The 15,342-nt window shown below is 63.2% G+C and carries 12 protein-coding genes, 1 tRNA gene and 1 pseudogene; all 14 read right to left on the bottom strand.

Annotated features, from left to right (window positions below):
* A partial coding sequence (locus tag F623_RS12940) for a GTP-binding protein (RefSeq protein WP_018137563.1) occupies nt 1–96 on the bottom strand: 96 nt, incomplete at its 3' end.
* A 45-nt stretch (nt 97–141) separates the two neighbouring features.
* Nucleotides 142–2,238, bottom strand: a complete 2,097-nt coding sequence (gene fusA / locus F623_RS0112740; protein ID WP_018862838.1) for an elongation factor G — start codon at nt 2,236–2,238, stop codon at nt 142–144.
* Between the two features lie 22 nt (nt 2,239–2,260).
* Nucleotides 2,261–2,728: a 30S ribosomal protein S7 gene (gene rpsG, locus F623_RS0112735; protein WP_012983536.1), complete on the bottom strand. Its 468-nt coding sequence runs from the start codon at nt 2,726–2,728 to the stop codon at nt 2,261–2,263.
* Nucleotides 2,729–2,754: 26 nt separating this feature from the next.
* Complete coding sequence (gene rpsL / locus F623_RS0112730) at nt 2,755–3,132, bottom strand: 30S ribosomal protein S12 (protein WP_018862839.1); 378 nt, start codon at nt 3,130–3,132, stop codon at nt 2,755–2,757.
* A gap of 109 nt (nt 3,133–3,241) precedes the next feature.
* Nucleotides 3,242–7,462: a DNA-directed RNA polymerase subunit beta' gene (rpoC, locus tag F623_RS0112725; protein ID WP_018868776.1), complete on the bottom strand. Its 4,221-nt coding sequence runs from the start codon at nt 7,460–7,462 to the stop codon at nt 3,242–3,244.
* A gap of 73 nt (nt 7,463–7,535) precedes the next feature.
* On the bottom strand, nt 7,536–11,615 hold the full coding sequence (rpoB, locus tag F623_RS0112720; RefSeq protein ID WP_018862841.1) for a DNA-directed RNA polymerase subunit beta: 4,080 nt from the start codon (nt 11,613–11,615) through the stop codon (nt 7,536–7,538).
* A gap of 130 nt (nt 11,616–11,745) precedes the next feature.
* Entirely contained in the window at nt 11,746–12,126 is a 381-nt protein-coding gene (gene rplL, locus F623_RS0112715) for a 50S ribosomal protein L7/L12 (protein WP_018137615.1), read from the bottom strand.
* A gap of 67 nt (nt 12,127–12,193) precedes the next feature.
* The gene (gene rplJ / locus F623_RS0112710) at nt 12,194–12,715 is read right to left on the bottom strand and encodes a 50S ribosomal protein L10 (protein WP_026278794.1); all 522 of its coding nucleotides are present in this window, start codon (nt 12,713–12,715) and stop codon (nt 12,194–12,196) included.
* Nucleotides 12,716–12,929: 214 nt separating this feature from the next.
* A complete protein-coding gene (gene rplA, locus F623_RS0112705; RefSeq protein WP_018862843.1) occupies nt 12,930–13,625 on the bottom strand; it encodes a 50S ribosomal protein L1 in 696 nt (231 codons plus the stop codon).
* A 1-nt stretch (nt 13,626) separates the two neighbouring features.
* The gene (gene rplK, locus F623_RS0112700; protein WP_018862844.1) at nt 13,627–14,058 is read right to left on the bottom strand and encodes a 50S ribosomal protein L11; all 432 of its coding nucleotides are present in this window, start codon (nt 14,056–14,058) and stop codon (nt 13,627–13,629) included.
* A gap of 62 nt (nt 14,059–14,120) precedes the next feature.
* A complete protein-coding gene (gene nusG / locus F623_RS0112695) occupies nt 14,121–14,654 on the bottom strand; it encodes a transcription termination/antitermination protein NusG (RefSeq protein ID WP_018862845.1) in 534 nt (177 codons plus the stop codon).
* 16 nt (nt 14,655–14,670) lie between these two features.
* Nucleotides 14,671–15,036, bottom strand: a complete 366-nt coding sequence (secE, locus tag F623_RS0112690) for a preprotein translocase subunit SecE (RefSeq protein WP_018862846.1) — start codon at nt 15,034–15,036, stop codon at nt 14,671–14,673.
* Nucleotides 15,037–15,075: 39 nt separating this feature from the next.
* Nucleotides 15,076–15,151: transfer RNA gene (locus F623_RS0112685), tRNA-Trp, on the bottom strand.
* Nucleotides 15,152–15,237: 86 nt separating this feature from the next.
* Nucleotides 15,238–15,342, bottom strand: a pseudogene (locus F623_RS13360) (elongation factor Tu); the annotation flags it as partial.

Below are 15,342 nucleotides of genomic sequence, written 5' to 3'. Positions count from 1 at the left end.
CATCGCCGCCGTCAGCGTGGTCTTGCCATGGTCCACATGACCAATCGTCCCCACATTCACATGCGGCTTCTTACGCTCGAACTTTTCCTTGGACACAGCTCAAACCTCTTTCTACAGTTCTTTCGGATTACGCGATTCGGATCAGGAGGCCTTCGCGGCCACGGCTTCGGCCACCTGGGCTGGCGCCTCGGAGTACTTTTCGAACTCCATCGAATAGGTGGCGCGGCCCTGGCTCATCGAGCGCAGCTGGGTCGAATAACCAAACATCTCGGACAGCGGGACTTCCGCCTTCAACAGCTTCTGGCCCGCGACATCTTCCATGCCCTTGACCAGGCCGCGGCGGCGATTGAGGTCGCCCATCACGTCGCCCATGTACTCTTCCGGCGTCTCGACCTCGACCTTCATCATCGGCTCGAGCAGCACGGCACCGGCTTTCAGTGCGCCTTCCTTGAAGGCCATGGAGCCGGCAACCTTGAACGCCATCTCGTTCGAGTCCACGTCGTGGTAGGAGCCATCGAACAGCGTGACCTTCACGTCCACCACCGGGTAACCGGCGAGCACGCCGTTGGCCATCTGCTCTTCGACACCCTTGTTCACGGCCGGGATGTAGTCCTTCGGCACTACGCCGCCAACAATGGAGTTGACGAACTCGTAGCCATCACCGGGCTCCTGCGGCTCGATGCGAAGCCAGACATGGCCGTACTGACCGCGACCGCCCGACTGACGCACGAACTTGCCTTCGGACTCGACACTCTTCTTGATCGTCTCGCGGTAGGCAACCTGCGGCTGACCGACGTTCGCCTCGACCTTGAATTCGCGCTTCATGCGGTCCACCAGGACCTCCAGGTGAAGCTCGCCCATTCCGGAAATGATGGTCTGGCCGGATTCCTCATCGGTACGCACGCGGAATGACGGATCTTCCTGCGCCAGCTTGTTCAGCGCGATACCCATCTTTTCCTGGTCCGACTTGGTCTTCGGCTCGACGGCGATCGAGATCACCGGCTCCGGAAATTCCATGCGCTCCAGTTCGACCGGGTCGTTCGGCGCGCACAGCGTGCTCCCGGTATACAGATCCTTGAGCCCAACGACTGCGCCAATGTCGCCCGCGCGCAGCTCCTTGATCTCCTCGCGAGAGTTGGAGTGCATCTGCAGGATGCGGCCGATCCGCTCGCGACGGTTGTTCTGCGTATTGAGCACGGTATCGCCAGCACTCAGCACGCCGGAATACACCCGCACGAACGTCAGCGAACCGACGTAGGGGTCGGTCATGATCTTGAACGCCAGCGCCGCGAAGGGCTCGTCGTCCGAGGCATGCTTTTCCACGGGCTCCTCGGTGCCGGCCTTCACACCCTTGATGGCCTTGACCTCTTCCGGAGACGGCAGGTATTCCACTACCGCGTCCAGCATGGCCTGCACGCCCTTGTTCTTGAACGCGGACCCGCACAGCATCGGCACGATCTCGAGCTCGATAGTGCGGTGGCGGATCGCCTGCTTGACCTCTTCTTCGCTGAGCGTACCCTCGTTGAGGTACTTGTCCATCAGCTCTTCATTGGCCTCGGCGGCGGCCTCGAGCATGTTCTCGCGCCACTTCTCGGCCTCGGCCTTGAGTTCGTCGGGGATATCCTTGTACTCGAAGGAAATCCCGTAATTTTCATCGTCCCAGAAGATCGCCTGCATCTTGACCAGGTCGATCACGCCGCGGAAGTTGTCCTCGGCGCCGATCGGCAGCTGGATCGGGACCGGGTTGGCCTGCAGGCGCTCCTTCATCTGCTCGTAGACACGCAGGAAGTCGGCACCGGCGCGGTCCATCTTGTTGACGAACGCCATACGCGGCACGGAGTATTTCGTGGCCTGCCGCCAGACGGTCTCGGACTGCGGCTGCACGCCACCCACGGCGCAGTAAACCATCACCGCACCGTCCAGCACACGCATGGAACGCTCGACTTCGATGGTGAAGTCCACGTGCCCCGGGGTGTCGATGATGTTGACGCGATGCTCCGGGAACTGCTGGGCCATGCCCTGCCAGAAGCAGGTGGTCGCCGCGGAGGTGATGGTGATCCCGCGCTCCTGCTCCTGCTCCATCCAATCCATCGTGGCGGCGCCTTCATGCACCTCGCCGATCTTGTGCGACAGACCGGTGTAGAACAGGATGCGCTCGGTCGTCGTCGTCTTGCCGGCGTCGATGTGCGCGCTGATCCCGATGTTCCGGTAGCGCTTCAGTGGGGTCTTGCGTGCCACGTTGAGCCTCTCTAAATCGGTTTTACCAGCGGAAGTGGGCGAACGCCTTGTTCGCTTCCGCCATGCGGTGAGTGTCTTCGCGCTTCTTCACGGCGGAGCCCTTGGCATCGGCGGCGTCCATCAGCTCGCCCGCCAGCTTCAGCGCCATCGTGCGTTCGCCGCGCTTGCGGGCCGCTTCCACCACCCAGCGCATCGCCAGGGCGTCCTGACGCACGGAGCGAACCTCGACCGGCACCTGGTAAGTGGCGCCACCCACACGACGAGACTTCACCTCGACGCGCGGACGAATGTTGTCCAGCGCGCGTTCCAGCGCACCCATACCGTCACCCTGCTTGGACTCGATCTGGTCCAGCGCGCCGTACACGACCTGTTCGGCGACGGACTTCTTGCCGTCACGCATCACGGTATTGATGAACTTGGCCAGGCGCTCGCTTCCGAATTTCGGATCAGGAAGGATGTGACGCTTGGGGGCAGCTGCTCTTCTCGACATGTTTCAGTTCCCGCTCTTGTACACGGTTAGGATTTCTTCGGGCGCTTGGTGCCGTACTTGGAACGACCCTGGGTGCGGTTCTGCACACCCTGGGTATCCAGGGAGCCACGCACCGTGTGGTAGCGCACACCGGGAAGATCTTTCACACGACCGCCACGAATCAGGACCACCGAGTGTTCCTGGAGGTTGTGGCCCTCGCCGCCGATATAGCTACTCACTTCGTAGCCATTGGTCAGACGCACGCGCGCAACCTTGCGCAGCGCGGAATTCGGCTTCTTCGGCGTGGTCGTGTAGACACGGGTGCATACCCCGCGCTTCTGCGGCGAACCCTGCAGCGCCGGCACCGCACTCTTCTCGACGGGGCGCTTGCGGGGCTTGCGTACCAACTGATTGATCGTGGCCATGAAACCCTTTCTCCTAGCCTAAAAATAACGACAGGCCGGCGCCGTGACCGGCCTGTCGAGGGAGCGGAATTCTAATCGCCGCCCCCTGAGGTGTCAACAGAAGGGGAGGCTATTCGGAGCCTTCCCCAGTGGTTTCCGGGCCCGACGCATCGGATTCGACGTCGGCGGTCACCGCCGACTCCTCCTCGATGCTCTCGAACTCCGGCATTTCCAACTCGCGCTTGCGGCGACGTTCCTTGTGATAGGCCAACCCCGTCCCGGCCGGGATCAGGCGACCCACAATCACGTTCTCCTTCAGGCCACGCAAGTCGTCACGGGCGCCACGGGTGGACGCCTCGGTCAGCACACGGGTGGTCTCCTGGAACGAAGCCGCAGAGATGAACGACTCGGTGACCAGCGAGGCCTTGGTGATCCCGAGCAGCACGCGCTCGTAGGTCGCTGGTTGCTGGTCATCACCCAGCTTCTCGTTCTCCTCCAGGACACGGTTGCGATCGACCTGGTCGCCCGCGAGGAACTTGGTGTCACCCGGGTTGACGATGTTCACCTTGCGCATCATCTGGCGAACAATGACTTCGATGTGCTTGTCATTGATCTTCACGCCCTGCAAGCGGTAGACGTCCTGGATCTCCTGGACCTGATACTCGGCCAGGGTCGTTACGCCGCGCAGCCGCAGGATGTCGTGCGGATCCAGCTCGCCATCGACCACGACCTCGCCACGCTCCACGCGCTCGCCCTCGAACACGTTCACGGTGCGCAGTTTCGGGATCAGCATCTCGACCGGATCGCCCTGGTCCGGAGTAATCACCAGGCGCTGCTTGCCCTTGGTCTCCTTGCCGAACGAGACGGTGCCGGAGATCTCGGCCAGCACCGCGGGTTCCTTCGGACGACGAGCCTCGAACAGGTCGGCCACACGCGGCAGGCCGCCCGTGATGTCGCGGGTCTTGGACGACTCCTGTGGCAGCCGCGCGATAACATCGCCGACCTCGACACGGCCGTTGTCCTCGAGATTGAAGATCGCATTGGCCGGCAGCATGTACTGCGCGGGCATGTCAGTGCCCGGGATGTACACCTCGTTGCCGTCGTCGTCGACCAGCTTGACCGTCGGACGCAGGTCCTTGCCAGCGCTGGAGCGGCTCTTCGGATCGAGCACCACGTTCTGCGACAGGCCAGTGAACTCGTCGGTCTCCTTGGTGACCGTGACGTTCTCGACGAAGTCCGCCAGACGGATGTAGCCGCCCACTTCGGTGACGATCGGATGGGTATGCGGATCCCAGGTCGCGACTTCCTGACCGGCCTCGACCGCATCGCCGTCCTTCACGGTAATGGTGGCGCCATACGGGATCTTGTAGCGCTCGCGCTCGCGACCCTGGTCGTCGATCACGCCCAGCTCCCCGGAACGCGACACCGCGACCAGGTTGTCCGCCTTGTTGGTGACGGTCTTCAGGTTGTGCAGACGCACGGCCCCGGCATTCTTCACCTGGATCGCGCTGACCGTTACCGCACGGCTGGCCGCACCACCAATATGGAAGGTACGCATGGTCAGCTGCGTACCCGGCTCACCGATGGACTGCGCGGCGATCACGCCCACCGCTTCGCCCTCGTTAACCTCGTGGCCACGGGCCAGATCGCGACCGTAGCACTTGGCACAGATACCCTGACGGGTCTCGCAGGTAATCGCGGAGCGCACCAGCACCTCGTCCACCGAGGCGGCGTCGAGCTTGTCGACCATCGCCTCATCCAGCAGCGTTCCCGCCGGGATCAGGACCTCGTCGGTACCCGGGCGATGGACATCCACCGCCGTGGTACGGCCCAGTACGCGATCGCGCAGCGGCTCGACCACGTCACCGCCCTCGATGATCGGCTTCATCATCAGGCCCTGCTGGGTTCCGCAGTCGTGCTGCGTGACCACCACGTCCTGCGATACATCCACCAGACGGCGGGTCAGGTAACCGGAGTTCGCGGTCTTCAGCGCGGTATCGGCCAGACCCTTGCGCGCGCCGTGGGTCGAGATGAAGTACTGCAGAACGTTCAGACCCTCGCGGAAGTTCGCGGTGATCGGCGTCTCGATGATGGAGCCGTCCGGCTTGGCCATCAGACCGCGCATCCCCGCCAGCTGACGGATCTGGGCAGCGGAACCACGCGCGCCGGAATCGGCCATCATGAAGATCGAGTTGAACGAGCTCTGCTCGACCGTCTCGCCCTCGGCATTGGTCACCTGTTCCTTGCCGAGCCGCTCCATCATCGCCTTGGCGACCTGGTCATTGCAGTGCGACCAGATGTCCACGACCTTGTTGTAGCGCTCGCCCTTGGTGACCAGACCCGAGGCGTACTGATCCTCGATCTCCTTCACCTGGTCCTCGGCGTGCTGCAGGATCGGGTGCTTCTCGTCCGGGATGACCATGTCATCGGCACAGAACGACACGCCGGCGCGGGTGGAGTAGTAGAAGCCCGCGTACATCAGTTGGTCCGCGAACACCACCGTGTCCTTCAGACCCAGGCGGCGATAGCACGAGTTGATCAGCGCGGAGATGGTCTTCTTGTTCAGCTCGCGGTCGATCAGCTCGAACGGCAGGCCCTTCGGCATAATGCGCGACAGAATCGCGCGACCGACGGTGGTTTCCACACGCATGGACGGCAGCGGTTCACCGTCGGCCACATCGGCCATGGTGTCGGCGATGCGCACGGTGATCCGGGCATGCAGATCGACCTGCTTGTGTTCATAGGCGCGGTGCACCTCGTCCACGTCGGAGAAGGTCATGCCCTCGCCCTTCGCGTTCACCTTCTCGCGCGAGAGGTAGTACAAGCCCAGCACGATGTCCTGCGACGGCACGATGATCGGCTCGCCGTTAGCCGGAGAGAGCACGTTGTTGGAAGACAGCATGAGCGTGCGCGCCTCCAACTGGGCCTCCAGCGACAGCGGCACGTGTACGGCCATCTGGTCGCCGTCGAAGTCGGCGTTGAACGCGGCGCAGACCAGCGGGTGCAGCTGGATCGCCTTGCCTTCGATCAGCACCGGCTCGAACGCCTGGATGCCCAGGCGGTGCAGGGTCGGCGCGCGGTTCAGCATCACCGGGTGCTCGCGGATCACCTCTTCGAGGATATCCCAGACCTCGGGGCCTTCCTTCTCCACGGCCTTCTTGGCGGCCTTGATGGTGGTGGCCAGTCCACGGCGCTGCAGCTTGCCGAAGATGAACGGCTTGAACAGTTCCAGCGCCATGCGCTTGGGCAGGCCGCACTGGTGCAGACGCAGGGTCGGGCCAACCACGATCACGGAACGGCCGGAGTAGTCGACACGCTTGCCCAGCAGGTTCTGGCGGAAGCGGCCCTGCTTGCCCTTGATCATGTCGGCCAGGGACTTCAGCGGGCGCTTGTTGGTGCCGGTGATCGCACGGCCGCGACGGCCGTTGTCCAGCAGCGCATCCACGGACTCCTGCAGCATGCGCTTTTCGTTGCGCACGATGATGTCCGGCGCATTCAGCTCCAGCAGGCGGCGCAGCCGGTTGTTGCGGTTGATCACCCGGCGGTACAGGTCGTTGAGGTCAGAGGTCGCGAAGCGGCCACCGTCCAGTGGCACCAGCGGACGTAGGTCCGGCGGCAGCACCGGCAGCACGGACATGATCATCCACTCCGGCTTGTTGCCGGAGTCCAGGAACGATTCGATCAGCTTGAGGCGCTTGCCCAGACGTTTGATCTTGGTCTCGGAGCCGGTCTCGGAGAGGTCCTGGCGCAGCTTCGCGGCCTCGCCCTGCAGGTCCATCTCCTTGAGCAGGGAAAGCACGGCCTCGGCACCCATCATCGCGGTGAAGTCGTCACCGTGCTCCTCCATCGCCTCGAGGTATTCCTCGTCGGTCAGGAGCTGGCGCTTCTCCAGCGTGGTGAAGCCCGGGTCGATCACGATGAAGGACTCGAAGTAGAGCACCTTCTCGATGTCCTTCAGGGTCATGTCGAGCAGCAGCCCGATGCGCGACGGCAGGCTCTTCAGGTACCAGATGTGCGCGACCGGCGAGGCCAGGTCGATGTGCCCCATGCGCTCGCGGCGCACCTTGGTCTGGGTCACCTCGACGCCGCACTTCTCGCAGACCACACCCCGGTGCTTGAGGCGCTTGTACTTGCCGCACAGGCATTCGTAATCCTTCACCGGGCCGAAGATCTTGGCGCAGAACAGGCCATCGCGCTCCGGCTTGAAGGTCCGGTAGTTGATGGTCTCCGGCTTCTTCACCTCGCCGAAGGACCACGAACGGATCTGGTCCGCGGAGGCCAGGCCGATACGGATCGCATCGAACTCTTCCGGCTGGGTCTGCTGCTTGAACAGATTGAGGAGGTCTTTCATTCGCTATGCCTCACAAAGCTTTGGGTCGAGGGGTGCCCTGCACCCCTTCGGATCACATTCGGATCGGAGGAGATCAGTCCTGCTCCAGCTCGATATTGATGCCGAGCGCCTTGATCTCCTTCATGAGCACGTTGAACGACTCGGGGACGTTGGCCTCCATGTGGTGCTCGCCGTCGACGATGTTCTTGTACATCTTGTTGCGGCCCTGCACGTCGTCCGCCTTCACCGTCAGCATTTCCTGCAGGGTGTAGGCGGCGCCGTAGGCCTCCAGCGCCCAGACCTCCATCTCGCCGAAGCGCTGGCCACCGAACTGCGCCTTACCGCCCAGCGGCTGCTGGGTCACCAGCGAGTACGGGCCGGTCGAGCGCGCATGCATCTTGTCGTCGACCAGGTGGTTCAGTTTCAGCATGTGCATGTAGCCGACGGTCACCGGGCGATCGAAGGAGTCGCCGGTGCGGCCGTCGAACAACTCGGCCTGCCCTGTTTCGGGCAGATCGGCCAACCGCAGCATCTCCTTGATCTCGGCCTCCTCGGCACCATCGAACACCGGCGTGGCCATCGGAACGCCACCGCGCAGGTTGCGGCAAAGCGCAATGATCTCCGCATCCGACATGGAATCGAGATCGACCTTCTTGTCACGGTGGTTGTAGATCTGGCCCAGGAGCTCGCGCAGCTTCGCGATTTCGGCCTGCGCCTCCAGCATGCGGTTGATCTTGTCGCCCAGCCCCTTCGCGGCCCAGCCCAGATGCACCTCCAGTACCTGTCCGACGTTCATACGCGAGGGTACGCCCAGCGGGTTCAGGACCACGTCGACCGGGGTACCGTCGTCGAGGAACGGCATATCCTCTTCCGGCACGATCATCGAGATCACGCCCTTGTTCCCGTGACGACCGGCCATCTTGTCGCCCGGCTGCAAACGGCGCTTCACGGCCACGTAGACCTTGACCATCTTCTGCACGCCCGGCGGCAGGTCGTCGCCCGCGGCGACCTTGGCCTTCTGGTGCTCGAACTTCTTGTCGAACAGCTCGTGCTGCTCCTGCAGCTGGCGACCGAGGTCCTCCAGCTGGGAGTTCACGGCGTCGTCCTTCAGGCGCACCTCGAACCACTGGTCGCGGGACAATCCCTGCAGGTACTTCTTGGTGACCTTGGAGCCGTCACCCAGCCCTTCGGGGCCACCGGCGGCGGCCTTGTTGACCAGCAGCTTCTCGACGCGGGCATAGATGTCGTCCTCGTAGATCCGCAGCTGGTCCTTCAGGTCCTTCTTGACCGCGGCGAGGTCGTCTTCCTCGATCGACTTGGCGCGCGCATCCTTCTCCACACCATCGCGGGTGAACACGCGCACGTCGATCACCGTGCCCTCGATGCCGGACGGCACACGCAGGGAGGTATCCTTCACGTCCGAGGCCTTCTCGCCAAAAATGGCCCTCAGGAGCTTCTCTTCCGGGGTCAGCTGGGTCTCGCCCTTGGGCGTGACCTTGCCGACCAGGATGTCGCCCGGGTTCACCTCGGCGCCGACATAGACCACACCGGACTCGTCCAGCTTGGCCAGCAGCGACTCGGAGACGTTCGGGATGTCCGCGGTAATCTCTTCCTGGCCCAGCTTGGTGTCGCGCGCGACACAGTTGAGCTCCTCGATATGGATCGTGGTGTAGCGGTCTTCCTGCACCACGCGCTCGGAGATCAGGATGGAATCCTCGAAGTTGTAGCCGTTCCAGGGCATGAACGCGACCATCATGTTCTGCCCCAGGGCCAGCTCGCCGAGATCGGTCGAGGAACCATCGGCCAGCACGTCGCCACGGGCAATTTCGTCGCCCACCGCGACCAGCGGACGCTGGTTGATGCTGGTGTTCTGGTTGGAACGCGAGTACTTGGTCAGGTTGTAGATATCGACACCCGGCTCGCCGGCGACGGTTTCGTCGTCGTTCACGCGCACCACCACGCGGGCGGCGTCCACGGAATCGACCGTACCGCCGCGCTTGGCGACGATCGCGGAACCGGAGTCGATGGCCACGGTGCGCTCAATACCGGTACCGACCAGCGGCTTGTCCGCGCGCAGGCACGGCACGGCCTGACGCTGCATGTTCGCACCCATCAGGGCGCGGTTCGCATCATCATGCTCGAGGAACGGCAGCAGCGCGGCCGCCACGGACACGATCTGTTTCGGCGAGATATCCATGTACTGGATCTTGTCCGTCGTCGAGATCGTGAATTCCTCCTGGAAGCGGCAGGAGACCAGGTCGTCGGTCAGACGCCCTTGCTCGTCCATCGCCGCGTTCGCCTGGGCGATCACGTACTGGCTCTCCTCGATCGCGGAGAGATACACGATCTCGTCGGTGACCTTGCCCTCCTCGACCTTGCGGTACGGGGTCTCGAGGAAGCCGTAACGGTTGGTACGGGCGTACACGGCCAGCGAGTTGATCAGGCCGATGTTCGGGCCCTCCGGCGTCTCGATCGGGCAGACACGGCCATAGTGGGTCGGGTGCACATCGCGCACCTCGAAGCCCGCGCGTTCGCGCGTCAGGCCGCCCGGGCCCAGCGCGGAGATGCGACGCTTGTGCGTCACCTCGGACAGCGGGTTGTTCTGGTCCATGAACTGCGACAGCTGGCTGGACCCGAAGAACTCCTTGACCGCGGCCGCCACCGGCTTGGCGTTGATCAGCTCCTGCGGCATCAGGCCCTCGCTCTCGGCGACGGTCAGACGCTCCTTGACCGCACGCTCGACGCGCACCAGGCCCAGGCGGAACTGGTTCTCGGCCATCTCGCCCACGCTGCGGATGCGGCGGTTGCCGAGGTGGTCGATGTCGTCGGTGCGGCCGTTGCCGTTGCGCAGGTCGATCAGGACCTTGAGCACATCGAGGATGTCCTCGGGCGACAGCACGCCCGGACCCTCGTCGGTATCGCGGCCGACACGGCGGTTGAACTTCATCCGGCCAACCGCCGACAGGTCGTAGCGGTCCTCGGAGAAGAACAGGTTGGAGAACAGGTTCTCGGCGGCGTCCTTGGTCGGCGGCTCGCCGGGGCGCATCACGCGATAGATTTCGACCTGGGCCTCCAACTGCGTCTTGGTCGGATCCAGACGGAGGGTGTCCGACATGAACGGGCCATGGTCGTAGTCGTTGGTGTAGATGGTCTCCACCGACTTCACGCCCTCGGCGCGCAGCTTGTCCAGCAACTCCTGGGTCAGCGGGTCGTTGGCGGCCGCCATCAACTCGCCGGTCGACTCGTCGACCACGCCCTTGGCCAGCACGCGGCCGAGCAGGTACTCGTCCGGCACGCGCAGGCGGTTGATGCCGGCCTTTTCGATCTCGCGGATATGCCGCGGGGTAATCCGGCGCCCGGCCTCGACGATCACGTTCTTGCCGTCGGTGATGTCGACCACGGCGGTCTCGCCGCGCAGACGCTCGGGGATCAGGTCCAGTTCACCGCCGTCGTCGTCGAGGGTGATCTGGTTGAATTCAAAGAAGGTGGACAGGATCTCTTCGGTATCCATGCCCAGCGCGCGCAGCAGGATCGACGCCGGCAGTTTGCGGCGACGGTCGATACGCACGTAAACCCCGTCCTTGGCGTCGAACTCGAAGTCCAGCCAGGAACCGCGGTACGGAATAATGCGCGCGTTGTAGAGCAGCTTCTGGGCACTGCCCTGAGTCTTGCCACGGTCGCTGTCGAAGAACACGCCGGGCGAACGGTGGAGCTGGGAGACGATCACGCGCTCGGTGCCGTTGATCACGAAGGTCCCGTTCTCGGTCATGAGCGGCATCTCGCCCATGTAGACCTCCTGCTCCTTGACCTCCTTCACCACGGTGGAGCCGGCCGGGGCCTCCTTGTCGTGGATCACCAGGCGCAGCAGCACACGCAGCGGGGCCGCGTAGGTCACGCCGCGGATCTGGCATTCCTTCACATCGAACAGCGGCTCGCCCAGGCGGTAGCTGACGTACTCGAGCTGGACATGACCGGAATAGCTAACAATCGGGAACACCGACTGAAACGCCGCGTGCAGGCCCAGCACCTGGCGCGCGTCCGGACCCTTTTCGGCCTGCAGGAAATCCCGATAGGAGGTCAACTGGGTTTCCAGCAGATACGGGACGTCCAGGATCTGGGGACGCTTCCCGAAGTCCTTGCGGATACGTTTCTTTTCGGTATAACTGAGGGCCATGGCTTACCTCGGCGGCTAGCTGAACAACGCGCGAAAAAACCCGCGCCACCACGGGCTGAGGCTGACGACCGGAAGGCCGCCAGCCTCAGGGCTTCGTGATGTACACGAAAACAACAGGCGCAAGCGCCTTTTACTTCAGTTCGACAGTGGCGCCAGCCTCTTCCAGCTCCGCCTTCATCTTCTCGGCTTCTTCCTTCGCCGCGCCTTCCTTCACGGTGGCCGGCACGCCTTCGACCATTTCCTTGGCCTCCTTCAGGCCCAGACCGGTCAGGCCACGGACGACCTTGATCACGCCAACCTTGTTCTCGCCAAAGCTGGACATGACAACGTCGAACTCGTCCTTGGCTTCGGCAGCTGCGGCTTCACCACCACCAGCGGCAGCCGGGGCGGCCGCGACGGCGGCAGCGGCGGAAACGCCGAACTTCTCTTCCATCTCGCTGATCAGGTCCACGATTTCCAGGACCGTCATGTTGCCGATGGCTTCCAGGATGTCTTCTTTCGAAACGGCCATTTTTTACTCTCCTAACGGGGAACACCCGTATTCATTCAGTACTTGCTCAGAAACGGCTTGATGAGATTCAGGCTGCCTGTTTCTGGTCACGAATTGCTGCAACGGTACGCACGAGCTTGCCCGGGACTTCGTTCACCGTACGGGCGAACTTGTCGAGCGGCGCCTTCATGGTGGCGAGAAGCTGCGCAAGCGCTTCATCACGCGTCGGCAGGCTGGCGAGGCGATCGAGATCATTCGCCCCCATCAGCTGCCCACCAAAGGACACCATCCGGACCTTCAGCTGTTCGTTTTCCTTGGCGAAGGACTTCACCAGGCGCGCAGCGGAGCCAGGCTCCTCCTCGCTGAAGGCCAGGATCAGCGGGCCATGCAGCTCGGGCTGCATGCACGCGAAATCCGTACCCTCAATGGCACGCTTGGCTAGGTTGTTCTTCACCACCCGCAGATAGACCCCGGAATTGCGGGCCTGCCGACGAAGGTCGGTCATCTGCGCGACCGAGAGACCCCGGTATTCCGCGGCGACCGCGGAATGCGCCGAGGCAGCAACCGTAGCCAGCTCCGAGACAATCGCCTTCTTGTCGTCGAGATTCAAAGCCACGTTGACTCTCCTCTAGTGAGACCACCCGGAGGCGGTCGTGAAACCGGGCGAACCCGGCACTTCGGTGCTCCCGTCGCAGGTACTTCCTGAATCGGGTGACACCATCTGCGCAGGCTGGTGGATTAAGCCACCCCGAGAACGGGGTGGCGCCTGCGGTCTTGGATGGCGTGCCGCTTGCGCGACAGCCGACCAAAAACCAAAAAACTTCTTACAGTGACAGCGATGCCTGATCGACCTTCACGCCCGGGCCCATCGTCGTGGAGACCGTGACCCCCTTGACGTACTGGCCCTTCGAGGTCGCTGGCTTCATCTTGACCAGATCCGCCAGCAAAGCGTTCAGGTTGTCCGCCAGCGAGTTCGAATCGAAGTCGGCCGCACCGATGGTGCAGTGCACGATCCCGCCCTTGTCGGTGCGGTAGCGCACCTGGCCACTCTTGGCGTTGGTCACCGCAGTGGCCACATCCGGCGTCACGGTGCCGACCTTCGGGTTCGGCATCAGGCCGCGCGGGCCCAGGATCTGGCCGAGCTGACCGACGACCCGCATCGCGTCCGGGGAGGCGATCACCACGTCGAAGTCCATCTGGCCGGCCTTCACCTGTTCGGCGAGATCGTCCATGCCCACCACATCGGCACCGGCTTCCTTCGCGGCGTCGGCATTGGCGCCCTGGGTGAACACGGCCACGCGCACGCTCTTGCCATTGCCGTGCGGCAGCACGGTGGAGCCACGCACGACCTGATCGGATTTGCGCGGGTCCACGCCGAGGTTCACCGCCACGTCAACCGACTCGCGGAACTTCGCCTTCGGCAGCTCACGCAGCAGATCAAAGGCCTCGGTCGCCGGATACAGGCGGCCCGGCTCGACCTTTTCGCGGATGGCCTTCATTCGCTTGGTCATTTTCGCCATGTCAGAGGCCCTCCACTTCGAGACCCATGCTACGGGCACTGCCAGCAATGGTGCGCACCGCGGCGTCCAGATCGGCGGCGGTCAGATCCGGCTCCTTGGTCTTCGCGATTTCCTCGAGCTGCGCCCGAGTCACGGTGCCAACCTTGCTGGTATTCGGCTCGCCGGACCCCTTCTGCACGCCCGCAGCCTTCTTCAGCAGGATCGCCGCTGGCGGCGTCTTGGTGATGAAGGTAAAGCTGCGATCCGAATAGACGGTAATCACCACCGGAATCGGCAGACCGGGCTCCGTTTCCTGGGTCTGGGCGTTAAACGCCTTGCAGAACTCCATGATGTTCACGCCGCGCTGACCCAGCGCCGGCCCGACGGGCGGACTCGGATTGGCCTTGCCGGCGGGCACCTGAAGCTTGATATACGCTTCGATTTTCTTCGCCATGATGACTCCCTCGGGTGCAAGCGCCTCGCGGCTCCCCGACTAGCAGTGGTGACGTCAGTACGTCAGGTTTTCTCGACTTGGTGGAACTCGAGTTCCACGGGTGTCGAGCGACCAAAAATCTGTACGGCGACGAGGAGGCGGCTCTTCTCGTAGTTCACTTCCTCGACCACGCCGTTGAAATCGTTGAACGGGCCGTCGATGACGCGCACCATCTCGCCCACTTCGAACAGGACCTTCGGGCGCGGCTTCTCGGCACCTTCCTGCATACGCTGCAGGATGGCATCGGCTTCCTTGTCACTGATCGGAGCCGGACGATCGGCAGTACCGCCGATAAAACCGAGCACACGCGGCACGGCCTTGACCAGGTGCCAGGCCTCGTCGTTCAGGTCCATCTGCACCAGCACATAGCCCGGGAAGAACTTGCGCTCGCTCTTGCGCTTCTGGCCGTCTTTCATCTCGACGACCTCTTCGGTGGGCACCAGGATCTGGCCGAAGTGGTCCTGCATGCCGAAACGTTCGACGCGCTCCTCCAGGGACCGCTTCACCTGGGCCTCGAAGCCCGAGAATGCCTGTACGACGTACCAGCGTAATGCCATGGAGAGAATCCTGTGACTAACCGATGAAACGACTGATACCCCAGCCCAGGAACATGTCCAGGAGCCAGAGGAAGATCCCCACCATGATCACGACGGCGATGACGATCAGCGTGGTCTGCGTGGTCTCGACCCGGGTCGGCCAGACCATCTTGCGCACCTCGGTACGGGCATTGCCCATGAAGGCCGCCAGCTGATGCCCCTTCGCCGTGGTCATGCCAATCGCCACGGCCACGCCGACCACGGCCAGCAGCCCGAGCACACGGATCAGAGTGGACTCGTCCGAGAACCAATAGAAGCCCATGACGCCGGCAATCAGCAGCGCCACGGCTACCGCGAGCTTGAAGGTATCCAGCCCGCCGGTCTGTTCCGATTGTTCACTCATGAATACGTATCACCCGGTACTCGCCGCCATCGGTGAAGATGGCAGGCCAGGAGGGACTCGAACCCCCAACCTGCGGTTTTGGAGACCGCTGCTCTGCCAATTGAGCTACTGGCCTAAAAATCGAATCGACAAGAAACAAACGCGAGAGACGACGCACCGGGCGCCGCCTCTCGCGGTCGATCGTTCAACTTATCTACTGTATCACTCGATGATCTTGGATACGACGCCGGCGCCGACGGTGCGGCCGCCTTCACGGATCGCAAAGCGCAGACCATCTTCCATCGCGATCGGGCTGATCAGCGACAC

This window comes from Thioalkalivibrio sp. ALD1, from assembly GCF_000381245.1.
Classification (GTDB): Bacteria; Pseudomonadota; Gammaproteobacteria; order Ectothiorhodospirales; family Ectothiorhodospiraceae; genus Thioalkalivibrio.
Note: the sequence above shows the minus strand (reverse complement) of the source record. Positions and strands in the feature narration are given on the sequence as shown.

Excerpts from the sequence above, each read along its gene's own strand:
- rpoC (WP_018868776.1), bottom strand. The coding sequence starts at position 7,462 with ATGAAAGACCTCCTCAATCTGTTCAAGCAGCAGACCCAGCCGGAAGAG.
- rpsG (WP_012983536.1), bottom strand. The coding sequence starts at position 2,728 with ATGTCGAGAAGAGCAGCTGCCCCCAAGCGTCACATCCTTCCTGATCCG.
- nusG (WP_018862845.1), bottom strand. The coding sequence starts at position 14,654 with ATGGCATTACGCTGGTACGTCGTACAGGCATTCTCGGGCTTCGAGGCC.
- rpoB (WP_018862841.1), bottom strand. The coding sequence starts at position 11,615 with ATGGCCCTCAGTTATACCGAAAAGAAACGTATCCGCAAGGACTTCGGG.
- rplA (WP_018862843.1), bottom strand. The coding sequence starts at position 13,625 with ATGGCGAAAATGACCAAGCGAATGAAGGCCATCCGCGAAAAGGTCGAG.
- secE (WP_018862846.1), bottom strand. The coding sequence starts at position 15,036 with ATGAGTGAACAATCGGAACAGACCGGCGGGCTGGATACCTTCAAGCTC.
- rplK (WP_018862844.1), bottom strand. The coding sequence starts at position 14,058 with ATGGCGAAGAAAATCGAAGCGTATATCAAGCTTCAGGTGCCCGCCGGC.
- rplL (WP_018137615.1), bottom strand. The coding sequence starts at position 12,126 with ATGGCCGTTTCGAAAGAAGACATCCTGGAAGCCATCGGCAACATGACG.
- rpsL (WP_018862839.1), bottom strand. The coding sequence starts at position 3,132 with ATGGCCACGATCAATCAGTTGGTACGCAAGCCCCGCAAGCGCCCCGTC.